This is a genomic window from Cyanobium sp. CH-040 (assembly GCF_024346135.1).
GTDB lineage: Bacteria > Cyanobacteriota > Cyanobacteriia > PCC-6307 > Cyanobiaceae > NIES-981.
This window is the reverse complement of the sequence record NZ_JAGQCJ010000017.1, coordinates 1-18,044: the sequence shown is the minus strand read 5'-3', so window position 1 is coordinate 18,044 and position 18,044 is coordinate 1. Positions and strand designations below refer to the sequence as shown.

Annotated in this window: 19 protein-coding genes; 8 read left to right on the top strand and 11 right to left on the bottom strand. The window is 64.4% G+C overall.

The genetic code is table 11. From position 1 onward, the window contains the following. Positions 1–49 precede the first annotated feature (49 nt). Complete coding sequence (locus tag KBY90_RS13125) at positions 50–382, bottom strand: DUF86 domain-containing protein (RefSeq protein WP_254969104.1); 333 nt, start codon at positions 380–382, stop codon at positions 50–52. Further along, positions 379–669 carry a nucleotidyltransferase family protein gene (locus KBY90_RS13120; protein WP_254969103.1) on the bottom strand — a complete coding sequence of 97 codons (291 nt, stop codon included), beginning with the start codon at positions 667–669 and terminating at the stop codon, positions 379–381. Before KBY90_RS13120 ends, KBY90_RS13125 begins: the two co-directional genes overlap by 4 nt. Before the next feature lie 108 nt (positions 670–777). On the opposite strand from KBY90_RS13120, the gene KBY90_RS13115 reads away from it, so the two are divergent. The 6 genes from KBY90_RS13115 (at position 778) to KBY90_RS13090 (ending at position 7,722) form a co-directional block, all read left to right on the top strand. Then, entirely contained in the window at positions 778–1,074 is a 297-nt protein-coding gene (locus KBY90_RS13115) for a DUF6868 family protein (protein WP_254969102.1), read from the top strand. A 96-nt stretch (positions 1,075–1,170) separates the two neighbouring features. Next, positions 1,171–1,800 carry an alpha/beta fold hydrolase gene (locus KBY90_RS13110; RefSeq protein WP_254969101.1) on the top strand — a complete coding sequence of 210 codons (630 nt, stop codon included), beginning with the start codon at positions 1,171–1,173 and terminating at the stop codon, positions 1,798–1,800. Further along, the gene (locus tag KBY90_RS13105; RefSeq protein ID WP_254969100.1) at positions 1,797–2,174 is read left to right on the top strand and encodes a cupin domain-containing protein; all 378 of its coding nucleotides are present in this window, start codon (positions 1,797–1,799) and stop codon (positions 2,172–2,174) included. The genes KBY90_RS13110 and KBY90_RS13105 overlap by 4 nt, the downstream gene beginning before the upstream one ends. Before the next feature lie 597 nt (positions 2,175–2,771). Beyond that, positions 2,772–3,836 carry an efflux RND transporter periplasmic adaptor subunit gene (locus KBY90_RS13100; RefSeq protein WP_254969099.1) on the top strand — a complete coding sequence of 355 codons (1,065 nt, stop codon included), beginning with the start codon at positions 2,772–2,774 and terminating at the stop codon, positions 3,834–3,836. 11 nt (positions 3,837–3,847) lie between these two features. Next, on the top strand, positions 3,848–6,589 hold the full coding sequence (gene rbbA / locus KBY90_RS13095; RefSeq protein WP_254969098.1) for a ribosome-associated ATPase/putative transporter RbbA: 2,742 nt from the start codon (positions 3,848–3,850) through the stop codon (positions 6,587–6,589). Then, positions 6,586–7,722 carry an ABC transporter permease gene (locus KBY90_RS13090; protein WP_254969097.1) on the top strand — a complete coding sequence of 379 codons (1,137 nt, stop codon included), beginning with the start codon at positions 6,586–6,588 and terminating at the stop codon, positions 7,720–7,722. Before rbbA ends, KBY90_RS13090 begins: the two co-directional genes overlap by 4 nt. 112 nt (positions 7,723–7,834) lie before the next feature. Here the strand turns inward: KBY90_RS13090 and KBY90_RS13085 are convergent, their stop codons facing one another. Next, complete coding sequence (locus KBY90_RS13085) at positions 7,835–8,050, bottom strand: hypothetical protein (protein WP_254969096.1); 216 nt, start codon at positions 8,048–8,050, stop codon at positions 7,835–7,837. Next, the gene (locus KBY90_RS13080) at positions 8,050–8,466 is read right to left on the bottom strand and encodes a PPC domain-containing DNA-binding protein (protein WP_254969095.1); all 417 of its coding nucleotides are present in this window, start codon (positions 8,464–8,466) and stop codon (positions 8,050–8,052) included. Before KBY90_RS13080 ends, KBY90_RS13085 begins: the two co-directional genes overlap by 1 nt. Before the next feature lie 338 nt (positions 8,467–8,804). Between KBY90_RS13080 and KBY90_RS13075 the strand changes: the two genes are divergently transcribed. Continuing rightward, on the top strand, positions 8,805–9,182 hold the full coding sequence (locus KBY90_RS13075; RefSeq protein WP_254969094.1) for a VOC family protein: 378 nt from the start codon (positions 8,805–8,807) through the stop codon (positions 9,180–9,182). A gap of 102 nt (positions 9,183–9,284) precedes the next feature. On the opposite strand, the gene KBY90_RS13070 is transcribed toward KBY90_RS13075, so the two are convergent. Both KBY90_RS13070 and KBY90_RS13065 read right to left on the bottom strand, forming a co-directional pair. Then, positions 9,285–9,557 (bottom strand): hypothetical protein, encoded by a 273-nt coding sequence (locus KBY90_RS13070; protein ID WP_254969093.1) that lies wholly within the window; start codon positions 9,555–9,557, stop codon positions 9,285–9,287. A 143-nt stretch (positions 9,558–9,700) separates the two neighbouring features. Then, entirely contained in the window at positions 9,701–9,853 is a 153-nt protein-coding gene (locus KBY90_RS13065; protein WP_254969092.1) for a hypothetical protein, read from the bottom strand. A gap of 179 nt (positions 9,854–10,032) precedes the next feature. Here KBY90_RS13065 and KBY90_RS13060 point away from each other — a divergent pair, with 179 nt between their 5' ends. Beyond that, the gene (locus KBY90_RS13060; RefSeq protein ID WP_254969091.1) at positions 10,033–11,223 is read left to right on the top strand and encodes an FAD/NAD(P)-binding protein; all 1,191 of its coding nucleotides are present in this window, start codon (positions 10,033–10,035) and stop codon (positions 11,221–11,223) included. A 201-nt stretch (positions 11,224–11,424) separates the two neighbouring features. Here the strand turns inward: KBY90_RS13060 and KBY90_RS13055 are convergent, their stop codons facing one another. The 5 genes from KBY90_RS13055 to KBY90_RS13035 form a co-directional block, all read right to left on the bottom strand. Then, the gene (locus KBY90_RS13055; RefSeq protein ID WP_254969090.1) at positions 11,425–12,687 is read right to left on the bottom strand and encodes an MFS transporter; all 1,263 of its coding nucleotides are present in this window, start codon (positions 12,685–12,687) and stop codon (positions 11,425–11,427) included. A gap of 17 nt (positions 12,688–12,704) precedes the next feature. Beyond that, entirely contained in the window at positions 12,705–13,127 is a 423-nt protein-coding gene (locus tag KBY90_RS13050) for a DUF1636 family protein (protein WP_254969089.1), read from the bottom strand. Then, entirely contained in the window at positions 13,124–14,026 is a 903-nt protein-coding gene (locus KBY90_RS13045) for an iron-siderophore ABC transporter substrate-binding protein (RefSeq protein ID WP_254969088.1), read from the bottom strand. The genes KBY90_RS13050 and KBY90_RS13045 overlap by 4 nt, the downstream gene beginning before the upstream one ends. A gap of 183 nt (positions 14,027–14,209) precedes the next feature. Further along, positions 14,210–15,145: an iron-siderophore ABC transporter substrate-binding protein gene (locus tag KBY90_RS13040; protein ID WP_254969087.1), complete on the bottom strand. Its 936-nt coding sequence runs from the start codon at positions 15,143–15,145 to the stop codon at positions 14,210–14,212. 74 nt (positions 15,146–15,219) lie between these two features. After that, a complete protein-coding gene (locus KBY90_RS13035) occupies positions 15,220–17,784 on the bottom strand; it encodes a TonB-dependent siderophore receptor (protein WP_254969086.1) in 2,565 nt (854 codons plus the stop codon). Positions 17,785–18,044: the final 260 nt, after the last annotated feature.

Sequence of the window (18,044 nt, the reverse complement as noted above, 5' to 3'; positions counted from 1 at the left end):
GATTCTGATCTGGGCAGCTGGGCTGACCTGGCCGGGAGGGGCAGGTGCCTCACTCCTCCAGCAGGGTCTCGATCTGCTCCTTCAGGCGGGGGAGCTGCTCCTTGAGGGTGATCCAGATCTCCTCGAGATCCACCCGGTCGTAGGCGTGGACCAGCACATCCCGCATGCCGGCCATCTCCCGCCAGGGGATGTCCGGATTCTGGGCGCGCAGATCGCGTGAGAGGCGCTTGGTGGCCTCCCCGATCACCTGCAGGGAGCGAATCACTGCATCCTGCAGGTAGTCCGTAGCGGAGAAGGTCTGCTGGTCCGGGATGGGGAACCCCTCGATCCGGTGGATGGTCCTGAGGATGTCCTTCAGGGCGGTGCGATCCCGGGAGGTCATCCCAGGGGCACGGCATCCCGCTCAGCCTCCGCCAGCGCTTCCGGGCGGAGGTTGCGGCGGCGGATCAGATCCACCCGGCAGTGCAGGGCGTCCTCGAGTTCATGCTTGAGGGCCAGCCGCTCGAGCAGCCCGGTGCGGGGCGGCAAATCGACCAGCAGATCGAGATCGCTGGCGGGGCCGGCCTGATCACGGGCCACCGAGCCGAACGCGGCCAGGTTCGTGGCGCCATGGGCCTCAGCGATCGCGCGGATCGTCGGAGCCAGGGCCAGCAGTTCAGCGCGTCGCATCGCTCGGGAAACGCCAGGCCAAGGGTAGGAGCGGCCCATGGCTGGTCCTGGATCCGGCCCCGGAGCCTGCATCCCTACGGTGAAGGCAACGGGGTGGAGGTGCAAACGATGACGATCGACACCCTGCGGAAAGCCCTGGAGTGGTCGACCGTGCTGCACTATTCGGTGGCGACCATCTGGTTCATCGCCTACAGGCGGCACCGGCGCTGGTACGGAGGCCTGATCAAGCGCCTCTTTGGCTTGCGCAAGGCCGAGGTGGATGAGCAGGTCTTTCTCCTGCTCGGCCCTACAAGATCGGCATCCTGCTGTTCTTCCTGGTTCCCAGCATTGCCCTGCGGATTGTCTCCTGATCACCCGGTGCCCGCTGGCGGCGACAGGAGACCCGCTCCCAGGGAACTCGGTTGACATCCACCGGACGTTCCATCGCCACTGCCGTCAGATCAGCCACGCGGAGGGCAAGGTGGAAGCGACGTGCCATGGGATCGCAGGGCTGTGCCGGCGTTGGATCGTCCCACTCAGCTGCTGTTCCTCCCCGGCGCCTCCGGCAACACCGCCCACTGGCGGCCCGTGGCCGAGCGGCTGGTGCACGACGCTGGGCGGCTCCATCTGGGCTGGCCCGGTTTCGGGGAGACACCGCCGGATCCATCGGTGCGGGGATTCGACGACCTGCTGGGGCTGGTGCTTGCCCGCCTGGATCGCCCCACCGCCCTGATCGCCCAGTCGATGGGCGGCGTGCTGGCCCTGCAGGCCGCTCTCGCCGCACCCGGGCGGATCACCCACCTGGTGCTGGCCGTCACCTCCGGCGGTCTGCCGATGGCGGAACACGGAGCCGAGGACTGGCGCGAGGCCTTCCGTCTTGCCCATCCCCGGTTGCCGGACTGGTTCACCACCGCCGAGGTGGACCTCACCGACCAGCTGCCATCCGCTGCGGTTCCCTCCCTGCTGCTCTGGGGAGATGCCGATCCGATCAGCCCGGTGAGGGTGGGTGAGCGCCTGGCCTCACGGCTGCCCGCTGCGCAACTGGTGGTGATCCCCGGCGGCACCCATGATCTGGCGGCGGAGCGGGCGGACGTGATTGCCCCGCTGATCGATCGACACCTCAGCCACCCCCAGCCCCTCAAACCCCCATGAGCAAGACCACCTGCAGGTACTGGAATCCCCTGGCCGGGGGGCAGGAACACCACTGGCGCTGGCTGGAGGGGCTCGAGGGGCAGGTGGAGGCGCTGATCCTCAGCCAGGATCCGGCCACCGGCGAATTCACCCGCCTCACCCGCTTCCACCCCGGTGCCGACACCAGCGCCTTCGGGGCGACGGTGCACGACTTTCCCGAGGAGATCCTGATCGTGAGTGGCCGGCTGTGGGATGAGGCCTTCGGGGCATGGCTCGAGTGCGGCCATTACGCCAGCCGGCCGCCCGGGGAGGTGCACGGCCCTTTTCGCAGTGAGGAGGGCTGTGTGGTGCTGGATGTGTCGTTCCCGCACCGTTTGGGCACGGGTGATGCCTGAGGCCCTTGGCTTCAGAACCAGGCTTCAGAACCAGGGCACTGCGGCAAGGGCTCCGAGGCGGGGCATCGCCACCCACCTCGGCTGCCGAAACCAGGGGCCGCCAGAATGATTTCCAGAGATCGCAAAGCTGTGTTCATGAACAGCCTTGTCGGCAGGTAACGGCTGTTCTCGATTGCCTGGGTGCCCATTGCCGGATCACGGCGCCGGACCGATGGTGATGGCATCGCTCCCGGGAGGCACCAGCGATGGACGACAACCCACCGCAGCAGCACCCGGGAGTGTGCTGACGATCCGGCTCCTGCTCCAACATCCTCACCCGATCTCTGGTTTCCCAGGCGTGTGACGCCGTCGCCGTCCACTGCACCGCCCCAGGTGCCCCGGACCCCACGGGAGACCCCACTGGACCCCTGGCCCCAGGCGCCAGCGTCAGCAGCTCCGCCCCCACCTCGATCAACCGCAAGCCCGCTGGCCTCGCCAGCGGGCTTTGTCATGGCCCATCAGCGCCGGCATTGGTGGGTCGGTAGGGCCGCGTTCGCCATGCCGCGGGCCATCAGGATGGAAGCAGGTGTCGCCACCACCTGCATGGGGTGAGGTTGTGTGAGGCGAATCTGGCTGCCGATCGCGCTCGCTTCCGGTCTCGCCCTGGCGGCGGTCGTCGTGGTGCGTCAGCTGCATCGTCAGGGTTCTGCAGCGTTCGCCAGCGGCAACGGCCGGCTGGAGGCTGTGGATGTGGACGTGGCAGCCCGAACAGCGGGCCGATTGCTGGGCGTGGAGGTCCGTGAGGGCGATCGGGTGCGAGCCGGACAGGTGCTGGCCCGCATGGATACCGCCGTCCTCGAGGCCGAACTGCGCCAGGGCCGGGCCGAGCTGGCCAGCGCGGATGCCGCCATCGCAAGCGCACGCAGCCGTCTGGCGCAGAGCAACAGCCAGGCGGCGGCGACCCGCAGCGTGATCGCCCAGCAGCAGGCAGAGCTCACCCTCGCTCGCAAGCGTCACGAGCGGTCCAGCCGTCTGCTGGCCAGTGGTGCCATCACCCAGGAAACCTTCGACACGGACCGTGCGCGTCTCCAGACGGCCGAGGCTGCTCTGGTCAAGGCCCGGAATGACGCCGCCACCGCCCAGGAGGCCATCACCAGCGCCGCGGCCGATCTGCGTGCCGCCAGCGCTGCCCGTGATGCGGCCATGGCCCGCATCGAACGGATCGAGGCCGATCTCGAGGAAACCCTCCTGCGGGCTCCCACCGACGCCAGGGTTCAGATCCGCATCGCCGAACCCGGGGAGGTGCTGCCAAGCGGCGGCAAGGTGCTGAACCTTCTGGATCTCAGCGATGTGTTCATGACCTTCTACCTGCCTGCTCCCGAGGCCGGTCGCCTGCGCCTGGGAGATGAGGCCCGGCTGGTTCTGGATGCCGCTCCGGATCTGGTGATCCCGGCCCGCGTCACCTACGTGGCCAGCCAGGCCCAGTTCACCCCCAAGACGGTGGAGACCCGCGCCGAGCGCCAGACGCTGATGTTCCGCATCAAGGCCAGCCTCGATCCGCAGCTCGTGCAGCGCTACGAGCGGGGCGCCAAGATCGGCATGCCCGGTGTGGCCTGGGTGCGTCTCGATCCGGCCGAGCCCTGGCCCGATCGGCTGCAGGTGCGCCTGCCTGCGCAGCCATGACCGCTCCAGCCATGACCGCAGCTGCCATGACAGCGGTGATCGAGAGCCGCGACCTGCAGCTGCGCTACGGACCGGTGTGCGCCCTCGATGGGATCAGCCTGCGCATCCCCTCCGGACGCCTGGTGGGCCTGATCGGGCCCGACGGTGTGGGCAAGTCGAGCCTGCTGGCCCTGATCGCAGGCGCCCGCTGGCTGCAGGGCGGGGCGCTGCGGGTGCTGGGCGCCGACATGGCCGACCCTCACCAGCGCCGGAGGGTCTGCACCCGGATCGCCTATCTGCCCCAGGGGCTCGGCCGCAACCTCTATCCCAGCCTCTCGGTGGCCGAGACCATCGACGGCTTCGCGGGACTGTTCGGCGTCGGTGGCCAGGATCGGCGGCGACGCCGCGAGGCTCTGCTGCAATCGGTGGGCCTGGCGCCGTTCGCCGATCGGCTGGCAGGCCAGCTCTCAGGCGGCATGAAGCAGAAGCTGGGGCTCTGCTGCGCCCTGATCCACGAGCCCGATCTGCTGCTGCTCGATGAGCCCACCAGCGGCGTGGATCCGATCTCCCGCCGGCAGTTCTGGCAGCTGATCGCGGCCATCCGCCGGGGGCGGCCGGATCTCACCGTGCTGGCGGCCAGCGCCGACCTGGAGGAGGCGGCCGGCTTCGAGCAGCTCGTGGCCCTGGACGGCGGCCGCCTGCTCGCGGCCGGACGGCCTGCCGAGTTGCTGGACAGCACGGGCAGCACAAGCCTGGAGCAAGCCTTCGTGGCCCTGCTGTCCGCCGGCCGACAGGCCCGTCATCGGCCGGTGGCCGCCCCGCCGCCGCTGGCAGCGGCGGCCGAGGCGGTGATCGAGGCGCAGGGGCTGACGCGGCGCTTCGACGGGTTCACGGCCGTGGACGGCGTCGATCTGCGCATCCAGCGCGGTGAGATCTTCGGCTTCCTGGGCTCGAACGGCTGCGGCAAGACCACCACCATGAAGATGCTCACCGGCCTGCTGCCGCCCACGGCGGGACAGGCCCGGCTGTTCGGCCGGCCGGTGGATGAGCGCGATCTCACAGCCCGCCGCCGGGTGGGCTACATGGCGCAGAGCTTCTCGCTCTACCAGGAGCTCACGGTGGGGCAGAACCTGCGGCTGCATGGCCGCCTGTTCGGCGTGCCGCCGCAGGAGCTCAGCCGCCGCGTGGCCGAGCTTCAGCAGCGCTTCGGGCTGGAGGCGGTGGCCGACCGCCTGCCCGAGACCCTGCCGCTGGGCCTGCGGCAGCGGCTGTCGCTGGCCGTGGCCCTGATCCACCGGCCGGAGGTTCTGATCCTCGATGAGCCCACGGCTGGGGTGGATCCGCTGGCCCGGGATGCCTTCTGGAGCGAGCTGATCCGCCTGTCACGCCAGGAGGAGGTCACCATCTTCCTCTCCACCCACGCGATCCAGGAAGCGGCCCGCTGTGACCGCGTCTCGCTGATGCACGCCGGCCGGGTGCTGGTCACCGCCCCGCCGCTGGACCTGATCCGCCGCCGGGGCTGTCGCACGCTGGAAGAGGCCTTCATCGCGGTGCTGGAAGAGGCGGTGGAGCCGGCCCGCACGTCTGCTGCAGCCAGGCTCGCCCTGCCGCCGCTGGCGTCCACCCTGCCGGCGCCGGCGCCGTTCAGCCTTCGGCGGCTGGGCTGGACCGCCCGGCGGGAGGTGCTGGAACTGCGCCGGGATTCCCTGCGCGCCGTGCTGGCCCTGCTGGGCAGCGTGCTGCTGATGGTGGTGATGGGCGCCGGCATCAGCTTCGACGTGGAGAACCTGCCCTTCGCGGTGCTCGACCGCGATCGCACCAGCCTGAGCCGCGACTACGTGGCCGCCATCGCCGGCTCCCGTTACTTCCATCAACAGCCGCCGATCACCTCTCCCAGCGATCTGGACCGCCGTCTGACCAGCGGCCGGCTCAGCCTGGCGCTGGAGATCCCCCCCCACTTCGGCCGTTCCCTCAAGCGCGGCGAGTCGGCCAGCCTGGGGATGGTGCTCGATGGCGCCATGCCCCAGCGGGCGGAGACGGCCCGGAGTTACATGGAGGGCCTGCACGCCCGCTGGCTGGCCGAGCAGGCGCTGCAGCAGCCGCTGCCGACGGCGGACGCCGAAGCCGTCAGGGTCGAGACCCGCTTCCTCTACAACCCCGAACTGCGCAGCATCACGGCCATGGTGCCGGCGATGATCCCGCTGCTGCTGATGCTGATCCCGGCGATGCTCACCAGTCTCTCGGTGGTGCGGGAGAAGGAGCAGGGCACGCTGGTGAACCTCACGGTGACCCCGCTCACCCGGCTGGAGTTTCTGCTCGGCAAGCAGCTGCCTTACCTGGCCCTGGGGGTGGCCAACTTCCTGCTGCTCACCCTGGTGGCCACCACCGTGCTGGCGGTGCCACTGCGCGGCAGCCTCCTGGGCGCCTGCCTCGGGGCCCTGCTCTACGTCAACGCCTCCACGGCGTTCGGGATGCTGATCTCCTCCTTCATGGGCAGTCAGCTGGCGGCGATCTTCGGCACCACCCTGCTCACCTTCCTGCCGGCGGTGTCGTTCTCCGGTCTGATCGATCCGGTGAGCTCGCTCACCGGTCTGGGGGCAGTGATCGGGCGGGTGTACCCCACCAGCCACTTTCTGATCCTCTGCCAGGGGATCTTCAGCAAGGGCCTGGGCCTGGCGGACCTGTGGCCGGCCATGCTGCCGCTGCTGATCGCCGGGCCGCTGCTGCAGATCCTGGCAGTGCTGGCGCTGCCGCAGACGGAGCGGAGCGCATGATCCGGCTGCCCCTGCGCCTTGCTCATGTGCGCGACCTGGGGCTCAAGGAGCTGCGCAGCCTGCTGCGCGAGCGGTTCCTGCTGGTGCTGATCCTGATCGCCTTCACGGTGTCCGTGGTGGCGGGGACGCGGGCCTCACCCGAAACCCTGCGCCACACGCCGATCGCGATCGTGGATGAAGACCGGTCGCCGCTGTCGATGCGGATCGCCGGGGCCTTCCTGCCGCCCTACTTCCAGGCGCCTCAGCTGGTGGATGCAGCCGGGATGGAGCGGCGTCTGGAACTGGGCCAGGACACCTTCGGACTCGACATCCCGCCCCAGTTCCAGCGCGATGTGCTGGCCGGCCGGCAGCCCGTGGTGCAGCTCAACGTGGATGCCACCAGGATCGGCCAGGCCTTCAGCGGCAGCACCTACGTGCAGGCGATCGTGCAGCGGGAGGTGCGCAGGTTCCTCGGTGGCGAGCAGGATCCGCCGGCGGCGGCGGTGCAGCTGGTGAGCCGGGCCCGCTTCAACCCCGGGCTGAGCAAGGTGTGGTTCGGCTCGATCATGCAGGTGATCAACCAGGTCACGATGCTGTCGCTGGTGCTCAGTGGCGCCGCCCTGGTGCGGGAGCGCGACCGGGGCACCCTCGAACATCTGCTGGCCATGCCCGTGACGCCGCTCGAGATCATGCTGGCCAAGGCCTGGTCGATGGGGCTGGTGGTGCTGCTGGCCGCCGCCGGCTCCCTGGTGGTGGTGGTGCAGGGCGTGCTGCAGGTGCCGCTGGCCGGTTCGCTGCCCCTGTTCCTGCTGGGCACCGGAGTGCACCTGTTCGCCACCACCTCGATGGGCATCCTGATCGCCACCCTGGCGCGCTCGATGCCTCAGTTCGGCCTGTTGCTGCTGATGGTGTTGCTGCCGCTGCAGATGCTCTCGGGCTCGATCACGCCGCGCGAGAGCATGCCGGCGTGGGTGCAATTGCTGATGCTCCTGGCTCCCAACACCCACTACGTGATGCTCGGCCAGGGAATCCTCTACCGCGGTGCCGGGCTGGCGACGCTCTGGCCGGAGTTCCTGATCCTGCTGTCGATCGGCAGCCTGTTCTTTCTGATCGCCCTGGCCCGGTTCCGCCGCAGCGTCGGCAGCCTGGGCTGATGGCTGGGTCGTTGCTTCATGTGGGCTGCTCAGCCAGGTCCTCCTCCACCTCCTCCGGCCCGGCTCCGCCGCCGGCGCGCACCCGTGAGGTGCCGAAGACGGTGACGCGCTGTCAGACGACCGGGCCATCGCGCTGATCGGGCAGGGGCGGGGGCGGGGGTGGCCGGAGCAACGGCACCAGGCTGCTGAGGCCGATCATCAGAAAGGAGAACGCCCCCAGCAGGGCCAGCAGGCGCAGCACCAGGCTGCGGCCGGGGTCCACCAGGGGCTCGTCATCGCCGCTGTCGAGCGGGTACGGGCGATGGGGCGGCCAGCGCCTCTCCGGCATCAGCGGTTCTCCCCCCGGCCGCCGCCGTCCGGTGCCGGGCGGATCTGCAGTTCGGCGCAGCCGGTGGCTGGATCCAGCACGCGCCGGAACTCCCACTCCGGCAGCAGGCCCACCACCAGCTCGGCGGTGGTGCGCACCCGCGAACCGGCGCAGAGATGGCCGCCGGTCACCGCTCCGGCGTGGTCGGCGACGGCGATGTGCAGGTGGGCCCCATCCGGCGAGAGTGTGCCGGCCAGGTTCAGGATCTCCAGCTCCCCGCTCAGGGTGGTGCTCTTCTGCCGGCCGGCCAGCCGCAGCCGGGCCACCGAGAGGCTGCCGATGCCGCTGATCAGGCAGCCGGCCTGCTCGGGCCGCCGGCCCATCCAGTCCTCGAGCGCCAGACGCAGGTCGTCGCCGGGTCTGAGTCGCAGGGGCATGACCCTCATGCCCCTTGCTCCTGCATCGGCCCCCTGGACGTTAACCAGGACAGCCACGACGCCCCCGCAGAGCTCAGGGCAGCCCGGAGATGGAGCCGGATGTCAAGCGACGATATCAAGCGACATGGAAAACCGAGCCAGCTGCGTGCATGCGCGAGGCCGTGGTCCACGTTCAAGCCGATGCACCGCCCACCTGCGCGGTGTGGCCGGGACAGCCCAGACTGGGATCAGGCCCCAACGGGAGTGCTGATCCTGATGCCGGATCCCCATCCCCCCGTTGCTGGCCCGGAGCCGCCCAGCCGCCATGGCGAGCCGTCCCGCAGGCCCTGGTGGCGGCGATGGCGATGACGGGCTCGATCGTGCTGGCCGCGGACGATCCGGGGGCTCTGGCCCGGTTCTATGGCGCTCTACTCGAGGTGGACCCCCAGCCTGGGTTGAGTTCCGCCCACTGGCGGCTGCCCTGGCCGGCCGGTGGGGTCCTGGAGCTCTATGCCCCCGCCCGCAGCAGGCCCCAGCCCCGGCAGCAGGGGCGGCTGGCGCTCTGCCTGCAGCGAACCTCGGCTGGAGCCGACCCCATAAGGGCTCTGGAGGACTGGATCTCGCAGGCGCTGGGCCTGGGGGCAACGCTGCTGGACCCGGCTCGCCGGGACTCCTTCGGGGCGGAAGCCTGGTTGCTCGATCCGGAGGGAAACCGCCTGCTGCTGCTGTTGCAGTGAAGCCCCGGCAGCGGTGGGTGAGCAGGGGGGATGCAGCTGACGCCGCTGTGGCGGCGGAACCATGCGTACACCCGTACCAGCAGGGGCTGGGGCATCGCCGCATCAGCGCAGCGGCACGAAGATCCGGTTGCCGTTGGCGGGGTTGGTGAACACGGCGTTGCCCTGGATCAGCGCCTCCCGCTCCCAGATGCCGCCCAGGGAATCCCGCAGGATCGAGACGGGGGAGCCTTCCTTCACCAGCGTGTAGGTCGTGGCCCTGCCGTCCTCCCAGACGATGCGCACCGTGCCATCGGCGGCGTGGCTGTCGCGGCAGCGGATCGGCTGGTCGTTGAAGGCGCAGTCTTTCCACGGAGCGGCCAGGACCGGCGGGGACATGGCACGGCTGATCAGAGCAGCAGCCAGAGCGGCACTGCCCAGGTGACGGGGCACGGCAGGCGGGGTCGGAGCCTGAAGCATGGCCGGACCCGTCGATGGCGCCCAGCGCATGGGGACGTCTGTGACTGCGCCACGGCCTGGGACTACGCCACGGTCTGGCGCTGCACCGGAAACGCCTCGATCCAGTCATGGTGATGCCGCAGGGTGAGGCGATCGGCGATGGCGACGGAAGCCGTCACCACCGCCGCCGCCCTTGATCTCTGGCTGCTGAGCTCACCGATGGAGGAGGCGGACACCTCCTCCCGGATGACGGGCGCCGGCAGCAGCCAGGGGATGATTCGGAATGAGAACCGTTCTTGGTAGTGTCTCCGGGTGCTTGCCCTGCAGGGCCCGGTCGCCCCTCCCCGATCACCCCCTCTCCGGTCGCCCGATCCATGACGCAGGTCCCCGTCACCACGCCCAGAGCCGCCAGCCCATGGCTGAGCTGGTGATCGCCGGGGCCGGGCCCCAGGCCCTGAGCCTGGCCTGCCTGCTGCTGCAGAAGCGACCCCGCTGGCGCCAGCGTCTGCGGATCCTCGATCCCAGCGGCGGCTGGATGAACCGCTGGCACCGGCAGATGCAGCGCCTGGAGATCGCCTGCCTGCGCTCGCCGTCGCCGCACCATCCCCATCCCAACCCCGATGCCCTGCGCCGCTTTGCCCAGCAACGGCAGCGCAGCCGCGAGCTGGAGGAGCCCTACGGTCTGCCGCACACGGCCCTGTTCGGCGCGTTCTGCCACACCGTGGTGGAGGACTTTCAGCTCGCCGGGCAGGTGCAGCCGGTTTCGGTGGAGGAGATCCACCTGGACGCGGACCGTCGTCCCGGATCGCTGCGGCTGGGCCTGAGCGACGGATCACGGATCCAGGCCAGGCGGCTGGTTATCGCCACGGGGCCGGGTGAGCCCGCGCTGCCCACCTGGGTGCAGCGGATCACGGGGGCCTACCCCGCGGAGGCTCTGCAGCACAGCCACGCGATCGATCTGGCCGCCTGCCGGGGGCTCCAGGGGCAGCACATCCTGCTGGTGGGCGGCGGCCTCACCAGTGCCCATCTGGCTCTGGGCGCGATCCGTCGAGGTGCCCGCGTGAGCCTGCTGTGCCGGGGCGAGCTGCGCAGCAAGCTCTTTGACGCCGATCCGGGCTGGCTGGGTCCGAAACACCTCAAGGCCTTCCGCCTCGAACCCTGCTGGCAGCGGCGCCGGCAGCAGGTGCTGGAGGCTCGCGGCGGGGGCTCGATCACCCCGCAGCTGGCCATGGCCCTGCGGCAGGAACGGGAGCGGGGCCGGCTGCAGATTCATGAGCACTGTGAGGTACGGGAGGCACGCTGGTGTGGCCGCCAGTGGGCGCTGGACTGCAGCGATGGCAGCCGTCTGGAGGTGAATCGGATCTGGCTGGCGACCGGCCACCGGCTGGGCGTGAGCCACCAGCTGCTGCTCCGTCAGCTGCACCGTCAGCGTCCGATCGAACTGGTGGAGGACTGGCCCGTGCTGCGCGGTGACCTGCGCTGGCCGGGGACCAACGTGCACCTGATGGGGGGCCTAGCCGCGTTGCAGCTGGGTCCGGCCGCGCGCAACCTGTTCGGCGGCCGGGAAGCGGCGCAGCGCATCTCCCGCGCCGCCATCAAGGCCTGATCGGCCTCGCCTCGAGGCGGCGGGCCGTGCGTAAGTGGCTTGGGATGCACAGTGTCATCTGTCGCCTCCGAGCCCGCTCAGATTGGGCCCTCCCGCGGGACAGAGTTGTGCCAGAAGATCTGTAGTCTCGGCGATACGTGCTGGCCAATCGTCCATAAGCTACTCATTGATGCTGATGGGATGGAACTGAAACCCAGACAACTAAGATTTGAGCTGCTTCAGAGATACCAACGAATAGCCACCCAGGCCAATACCCGCCATGGACAGGGCAGCAAGGACAAAGAGAAGCGCCATGCCAGCACCAGGCCCAGTGCCTGCCATGCCACCGAGCAGGTTGGCTAATGGACTGCTGGGAAGCAGGGCTGGGTCAAGAACTCGCTCGGCCAGGGGGCCAGCAATCAAAGCGGCTCCAGCGCTCACGACCTGTAACACAAGGGCGTTGGCGGCAAAGACTCGTCCCTGCTGAGCTGGGTGGATCTGGGTCATCCAGATTGCGCTTTCAGAGCTGCCCAACAGAGGAAAGTGGAGCGACGAACAAAACTGGGCCGGGACCCAGACCTGGGGCGATACACCCATGCCGAATACGGTCTTGCTCAGCCCTGCTCCGATGAATCCGGCCAGCATGCCGTTGACCTTTCGGCTGGGGCCACCCCAGACGCTGAGCAGGATGGCCCCAGCCACGCCGCCGATGCCCGCTGCCGTGGCGGTGCTGGCCAGCACCAGGGCACAGCCGGTGGAGCGGGCCAGAATCATTGGCTCATAGATGGCACCGCCCATGTCGTGGAAAAAACAGAACAGGGTGCTGATCAGAAGCAAGGCACGTAACGTGGGCTGTCGCCAGACTTCGCGAAAGCCAAAGGCCAGTTTGGCCATCAGGGGGTCACGGTTCCTGCCGGCTGCTGTAGAAGGCTGGGGGATGAATCGGACCAGCAGGGTAGCGACTGCAACGCCAAAGCTCACAAGATCCAATCCCAGGATCCCCAGCAGGCCGATGTGCGGATGGAGCAAGCCTGCCAGGGCTGGCGCAACGATGGCGGCACCGTAGTGGACAGCTGAGTTCATGCTGTTTGCCCGCGTGAGCTTGTCTGGCGGCACGAGGCCGGAGAGTGAGGTTTCGTAGGCCAGACTCTGAATCTGACCGAAGCTGCCGCTGAGCATCACCGCACCGTAAAGGTGCCACATGGAAAGACATTTGGCGAAGTAAAGCCAGCCAATCGCAATGGCAACAAGGGCAGCAACTGAATCTCCTGCCAACATCAGATGCTTGCGGTTGAAGCGATCGACAATGAGGCCCGCAAACAACGTGATGGGAATGCGAGGCATTTGAGAATAGAATCCCATCATTGCCAGGGACGTTGCCGAACCTGTGGCATCCCAGGCCCAGAGGGTCAGCACAAAATCCGTCATGTAGCTGCCGATGGTCGAGACGAGCTGACCAAACCAGATCACGGTAAACGTACGCACAGGCTTAGTCGACTGCCTCAGGAATCGTCGTCTGCGCTGTTCCAGTCTGAAGTCGGAATGCGCGCAACAGAATCAGTCGTTAATAGGTCTGGAAACTGCTGCCAGGGAATGTTGCCGCTTTTGCTGTCGAGAAAGAACGCGCTCAATTGCAGAGCGGCGTCGGCAACGTCATCAAGGGTGCCATCTTGGATGATCACTTTGGCCAGCAGATAGCTTGGCTTTCCGTCTGCCATCAACGCCATGGAGCAGGGATGGGCGCAAGTCCACAGGCAATTCACGCCGCGAATCTCCAGTTCATGCTGGCCCATCCGGGTGTGGTACAGGTTCTGGATCCGCTCGCACAATGCAGCACCGTCGGCGGCTTGCTCAGGAAGTCGTTGTTCCGCTCCATGGCATGAACGACAGATCAGGAGAGTGGCTTTTGACATGGTTTCGGTCAACCAGGAATGAGGGGGGAGAAGAGTTCAGGCAGTCTCTGCAGAATCAGCTGATCGGTGATTGGGCCCCGGATGTTGCTGCCCCAGAGCTGATAGTCCACAAAGAACAGACGATTTTCCTTGGCGGCAGGAATGTTCTTCAATAGTGGATTCTTGCTCCAGTTTCTTTTCAGTTCTGCCAGCGGACTGAAGAACTCTGAGGGATGCCAGCCTATGATGATGGCGATGTCAGCTTCGAGAGTTGGCAAGACTTCAACCGACGATTGCAGCCATCGCGATCCGGCATTGAGCGTCGTCTGCGGGAAGACGAGCTCAAAACCGATCTGTTCCAGCAAAGTCCCAACAGTGCTATCGGCAGCGATAGCCAGGTCAGTCATGGCGGTGTTGACGGACAGAATCAGGACTCTGGGGAACTCCTCGACCACTGGGGCGAGTGATTGACGGGTTGCTTCAAACTCTTGTGCAAGCTCAGCATTCACTTCGTCAATGGCCTGATCGCGTCCCAGGGCGTTGGCAATACCCTCGATAGTGTTGCGCCAATGCTGAATCCCGTTTCGATAATCGCTGAATAGCAAGGTGGGAGCGATACTTGACAATAGCTTATAGTTATGGCCCGCCAACCAGTCCTCACCGAGAATGAGATCAGGCTGGAGCAGAATCAGCTTTTCAAGCGAAGGACTTTTTCGGTCACCAAGGTTGACAGGCCGTGTTGTGATGCGATTCCCCAGGTAAGGTATTTGCTCTCCTGGATTCTCAAACCGGCCAACACTCAGGGCTTTGCTCTCCGCATAAGCAGCAGGTTGTGCTCCCAAGGACAGAACAACATCAAGGGTGTGCGGGCTGAGCACTGCAATTCTCTGAGGATGACCACAGATTTCCGTGGTTCCCAGTTCATGCTGCACGTCCCGACAATCACCCATGTATAGAGTTGCTTGAAGAGATTGACTTGGGGGGTTTGGCGACATACATGCTGATATCAGAACGCACGCCGCAACACCTGCAATCACTAATCTCAATTGCCAAAGGAACCAGCCTGATTGCATTGTGAATGCCAGGAAGTGCTTAGTGGTCGCTGAGGAAGTCGATCACGACGGTGATTCGGGATTAGTGAGATAGGTGAATAAATCATCGATTACCGCGTCAGCTGCCAGGGGATTGCCGCCTCTCCAGGTGGGATAATGCACGGGGTAAACATGACCACTTTGAACAGCCCTCAGCTCCTGCCATAAGGGATTGTGCTTCAGTTTGGTGATGGTCTGCGCCGCTTCAGGTCCATTGGCGGCAACAAACAACACGTCGCCATCAATGTCCATCAACCGCTCCCGAGATAGCCTGACCAAACCCCCATCAACAGGGACAGCTTGTAGCGTTGGTCGGCGGATACCTACATCAGCCATGATACTGCCATTAAATGAATTGACAACATCAACGTCAATCGTTCCACAACAAGTGTGGGCAAAGGAGACTTCTGGATAATGCCCACTCTTTTGGAGGGTCGCCTTTAGAGACTCAATGCGTTGATAATATCGCCTCCAGACTTGCTGGGCTAAGTCTGTCCTGCCCAACACAATAGTTACGAAGTCAAAATGTCTTCGCCAGGAAGAATAACCGGTCCAATGGTCGGCGACAGTGGGTGCAATACGGGTGAGCTGACTGTATATGGGTTGAATGGAATACTTAAGGCCGATGATTAGATCAGGCTTTAGAGAGGCGATCTTTTCCAGGCTCGGCTGTTCTTGATTGCCTAGTATCTGGATAGAATCTAGATGCTGTGCGAGGTATTCTGGCGGGTTGTCGGAGTAGATAATGCTGGCGACGGGTGTGACGCCCAAGGCGAGTGCATTTCCCAGACTGGGCACGCTGAGAGTAATGACACGCTGCGGTTGAGTCGGCACGCAGGTCACTCCAAGCGCGTGACGAACCATGCGACAATTGGGGTCCAGTGCTGCTGGCGTTGCAGTTGTTCTGTCGATTGAACTAATACAGCTCTGAATCAAGGCTGCTATCAGAGCACCGACCAACACGCAGAAGATCTGTTGGCCCCGTGATTTACAGATCGAGGGCAAGAAGTCCATAACCTTTAGGTCTTATGCACCTAGAACTTCCAAGAGACCGTAGCTCTGACTGTTAGCGGGGCACCGTAGGAAACGCGGAGATCACTCTGGCTGGACTCAAAGTATCTAGTATCAAAGATATTCTCAATGTTCAGGCCAATTCGGAACTGCTCTCGCTTGTAGAAAAGTGAAATATCCGTGCGGGTATACCCGGGCAGCTGGAAGGAATTCTCCAAGTCGCCCTGCCGTTCACCCACATAAAATAGGCCGAGTCCAAAGCCCAGGCCCTGGAGCGATCCCTCCTGTATTTCATAGGTTGTCCACAGACTAGCGGCGTTCTCTGGAACGTTGTTGAGCTGATTGCCGACCCGGATCGTGTTGTCGTCGCTAACTTCGGCATCGGTGTAGGCATAGCCTGCTACAATGTTCCAACCAGGCAGAATGGTTCCTGTTGCAGTGAGCTCGACTCCCCGACTGCGCTGTTCTCCGGTCTGTACAGAAAAGTTCGGATTCAGAGGATCCTCAGTAAGCACGTTCGAGCGGGTAATTTCATATAAGGCTAAGGTTGTGGAAAGGCGTCCTTTGATCCAGTCTGACTTAACCCCAACCTCGTATTGAGTTCCTCGCTCGGGTTCAAAAGTGGAATCATCAAATGTCGAGCCTACATTTTGTAAAAATGAGCGGCTGTAGCTGGCATAAAACGCATGCACATCACTGGGTTGGTATACCACTCCCAGCCTAGGGCTAAAGGCTACGTCTTCCTGTGATTCATTTGACCCGTCGCCAAACTCGAATCGCTGCCTGGCCCAATCCACTCGACCACCGATCAGCAGTTTGAGCTGGGGTAGCAAGTCAATCTGATCTTGCAAGTACACACCAATGTTCTCGGTGAGAAAAGTATCCTTCGGAAAGCTCTCAACTAGTCTGCGTCGTGTCTGCCCATACACTGGATCAAAAATATCAATAGGGTCGAGTGTGAATTCCCTGCTGCTGGCCGAGTAAAAGTCGCGGTTATAATCAAGTCCCAGCAGCACTCGATGACCAACGCTGCCTGTCTTGAAGCGACCGACCACATTTGTATCGATCGCCCAGTTATCCTGGGACTGGTCGCTGGTACTGAAGAGACCGCGTTCTAGCGTGCGCTGATCATCCAACAGGTTGGTAGGAAAAAGAGAATTCTGCGGTGAGTTCAAAAAGCTGACGCGAAAGGAGTTTTGAAACTTCCAGTCAGAGTTGAACTGGTGGTCAAGGATGTAGCCGAGACGAAGATTGTCGCGATTGTTTTTGTCAAGCTTGTCATCAGGTTCGCCAATAAAGCGGCTACGGGGAAGCCGTCCATTCACGTTAGGTAGAACCGTACCCGCGGCGGGTAAGCCGCGGTCGTTCGGTGACTCAGCGACTGAATATTCACCCTCAACCGTGAGGCGGGTATTGGGGCTGATCTGCCAAGAGATCGAGGGAGCGATCAGGTAGCTGCGGGTATCAAAGAAGTCGATGAATGTATCGGAAGTCCGTGCCCCAGCGATAAAGCGATACAGCAGGTTCCCATCGCGATCAATGGGTCCAGTGAAATCGATTGACCCTTCGTATGTTTCGAAGTTACCAATTGTCCCTTCTACAATATAGTGTGGGGTCGCTAGCGGCTTCTTGGTGATGATGTTAACGGTTCCGCCCGGGGATCCCTGGCCGAATAACGCTCCGGCAGGCCCTTGCAACACCTCAATGCGCTCAATATTGGGTATGGGACTGCGAGTGGTAATGTTTGTGTCATCGCGCAACCCATTGCGCAGGATGTCTCGTCCCGAAAATCCGCGGATCGTGAAGCTCTGAAATGCGGACTGTGAGGAATTGTCAGGTATGACACCGACAACTGTACGAAGGGCTTCATTGAGGCCTTGAACATCCCGATCCTGCAGAAGTCGTTGGGGTACGACCTGCACAGAAAAGGGCAGATTTCGGAGCGGTGTAGGAGTCCTGCTACCCACACTGGCGTCTGGTACCTGATAGCCGTCATCTCCTTGGCCAGTTACACCAATCTGGATGGCGTCTTCATCCCTGCTCGCCTGGGCCATGCCTGGTCGCAGGCTCAGGACCAGATTTCCTGCTGTTGAGATGACTTGGGCTGTGGGTGGTCCTTCGGTTCCGGTAATGGAGAGCCGCACACTTCCATCCGGCATGCCGGTGACTTGCACCAACGCAATGCCCTCGGCAGGAGCAAACTGCTCTGCGGCATCCTGATTGTCGAGGTTCAGCACTGCATTGGGGATATCAGTGACCAGAGCGTTGCCCTCGACCCGCGTCGGGCCTGCCGTCAGGGTGCGATCGCTCACCAGCTCAACCGTCAACCCCTCAGGGGTTTCACTCACCTGCACGCCAGTGATGACAGCTCTTGCGGTTTCGTTCTGAGCCAGCCAATCCTTCCGCGTCCAGGCGACTCCTGGGGCCCGGACCCCGTCCTCCGGCACCTGCGCTGTTGCTTCATCGGTTCGCGCATGGACCGGAACCGCCGCGACCGCGCCCAGCAGTCCAGCCGCCATCAACAATCTGAACATCCGCGTCTTCGACAGCACTCCGGAAGAACCACTCAGCACACGTCCCGGTTCCATCTGCAAATAGGAATCGTTCGCAATAGACCGTAGTGCGGGGAGTGCTCACTTTTCTCTTCCAGCGGGACGTCTTTCTCGCCCAGCGGGACTTTGATAGGCAGCGGCTGCCGGGAGTGAACGCTGGCTGTGCGCAGATCTAGAGGAGTGGGGTTCCCCCAATTATGAGGACAGGTCCATAGGGGTCACGCCATGACCACCAGACTGTCCATCGATGACCAACCCCACCAGAACCCGGCGCCGGTTCACGGCGCAGCAGAAGG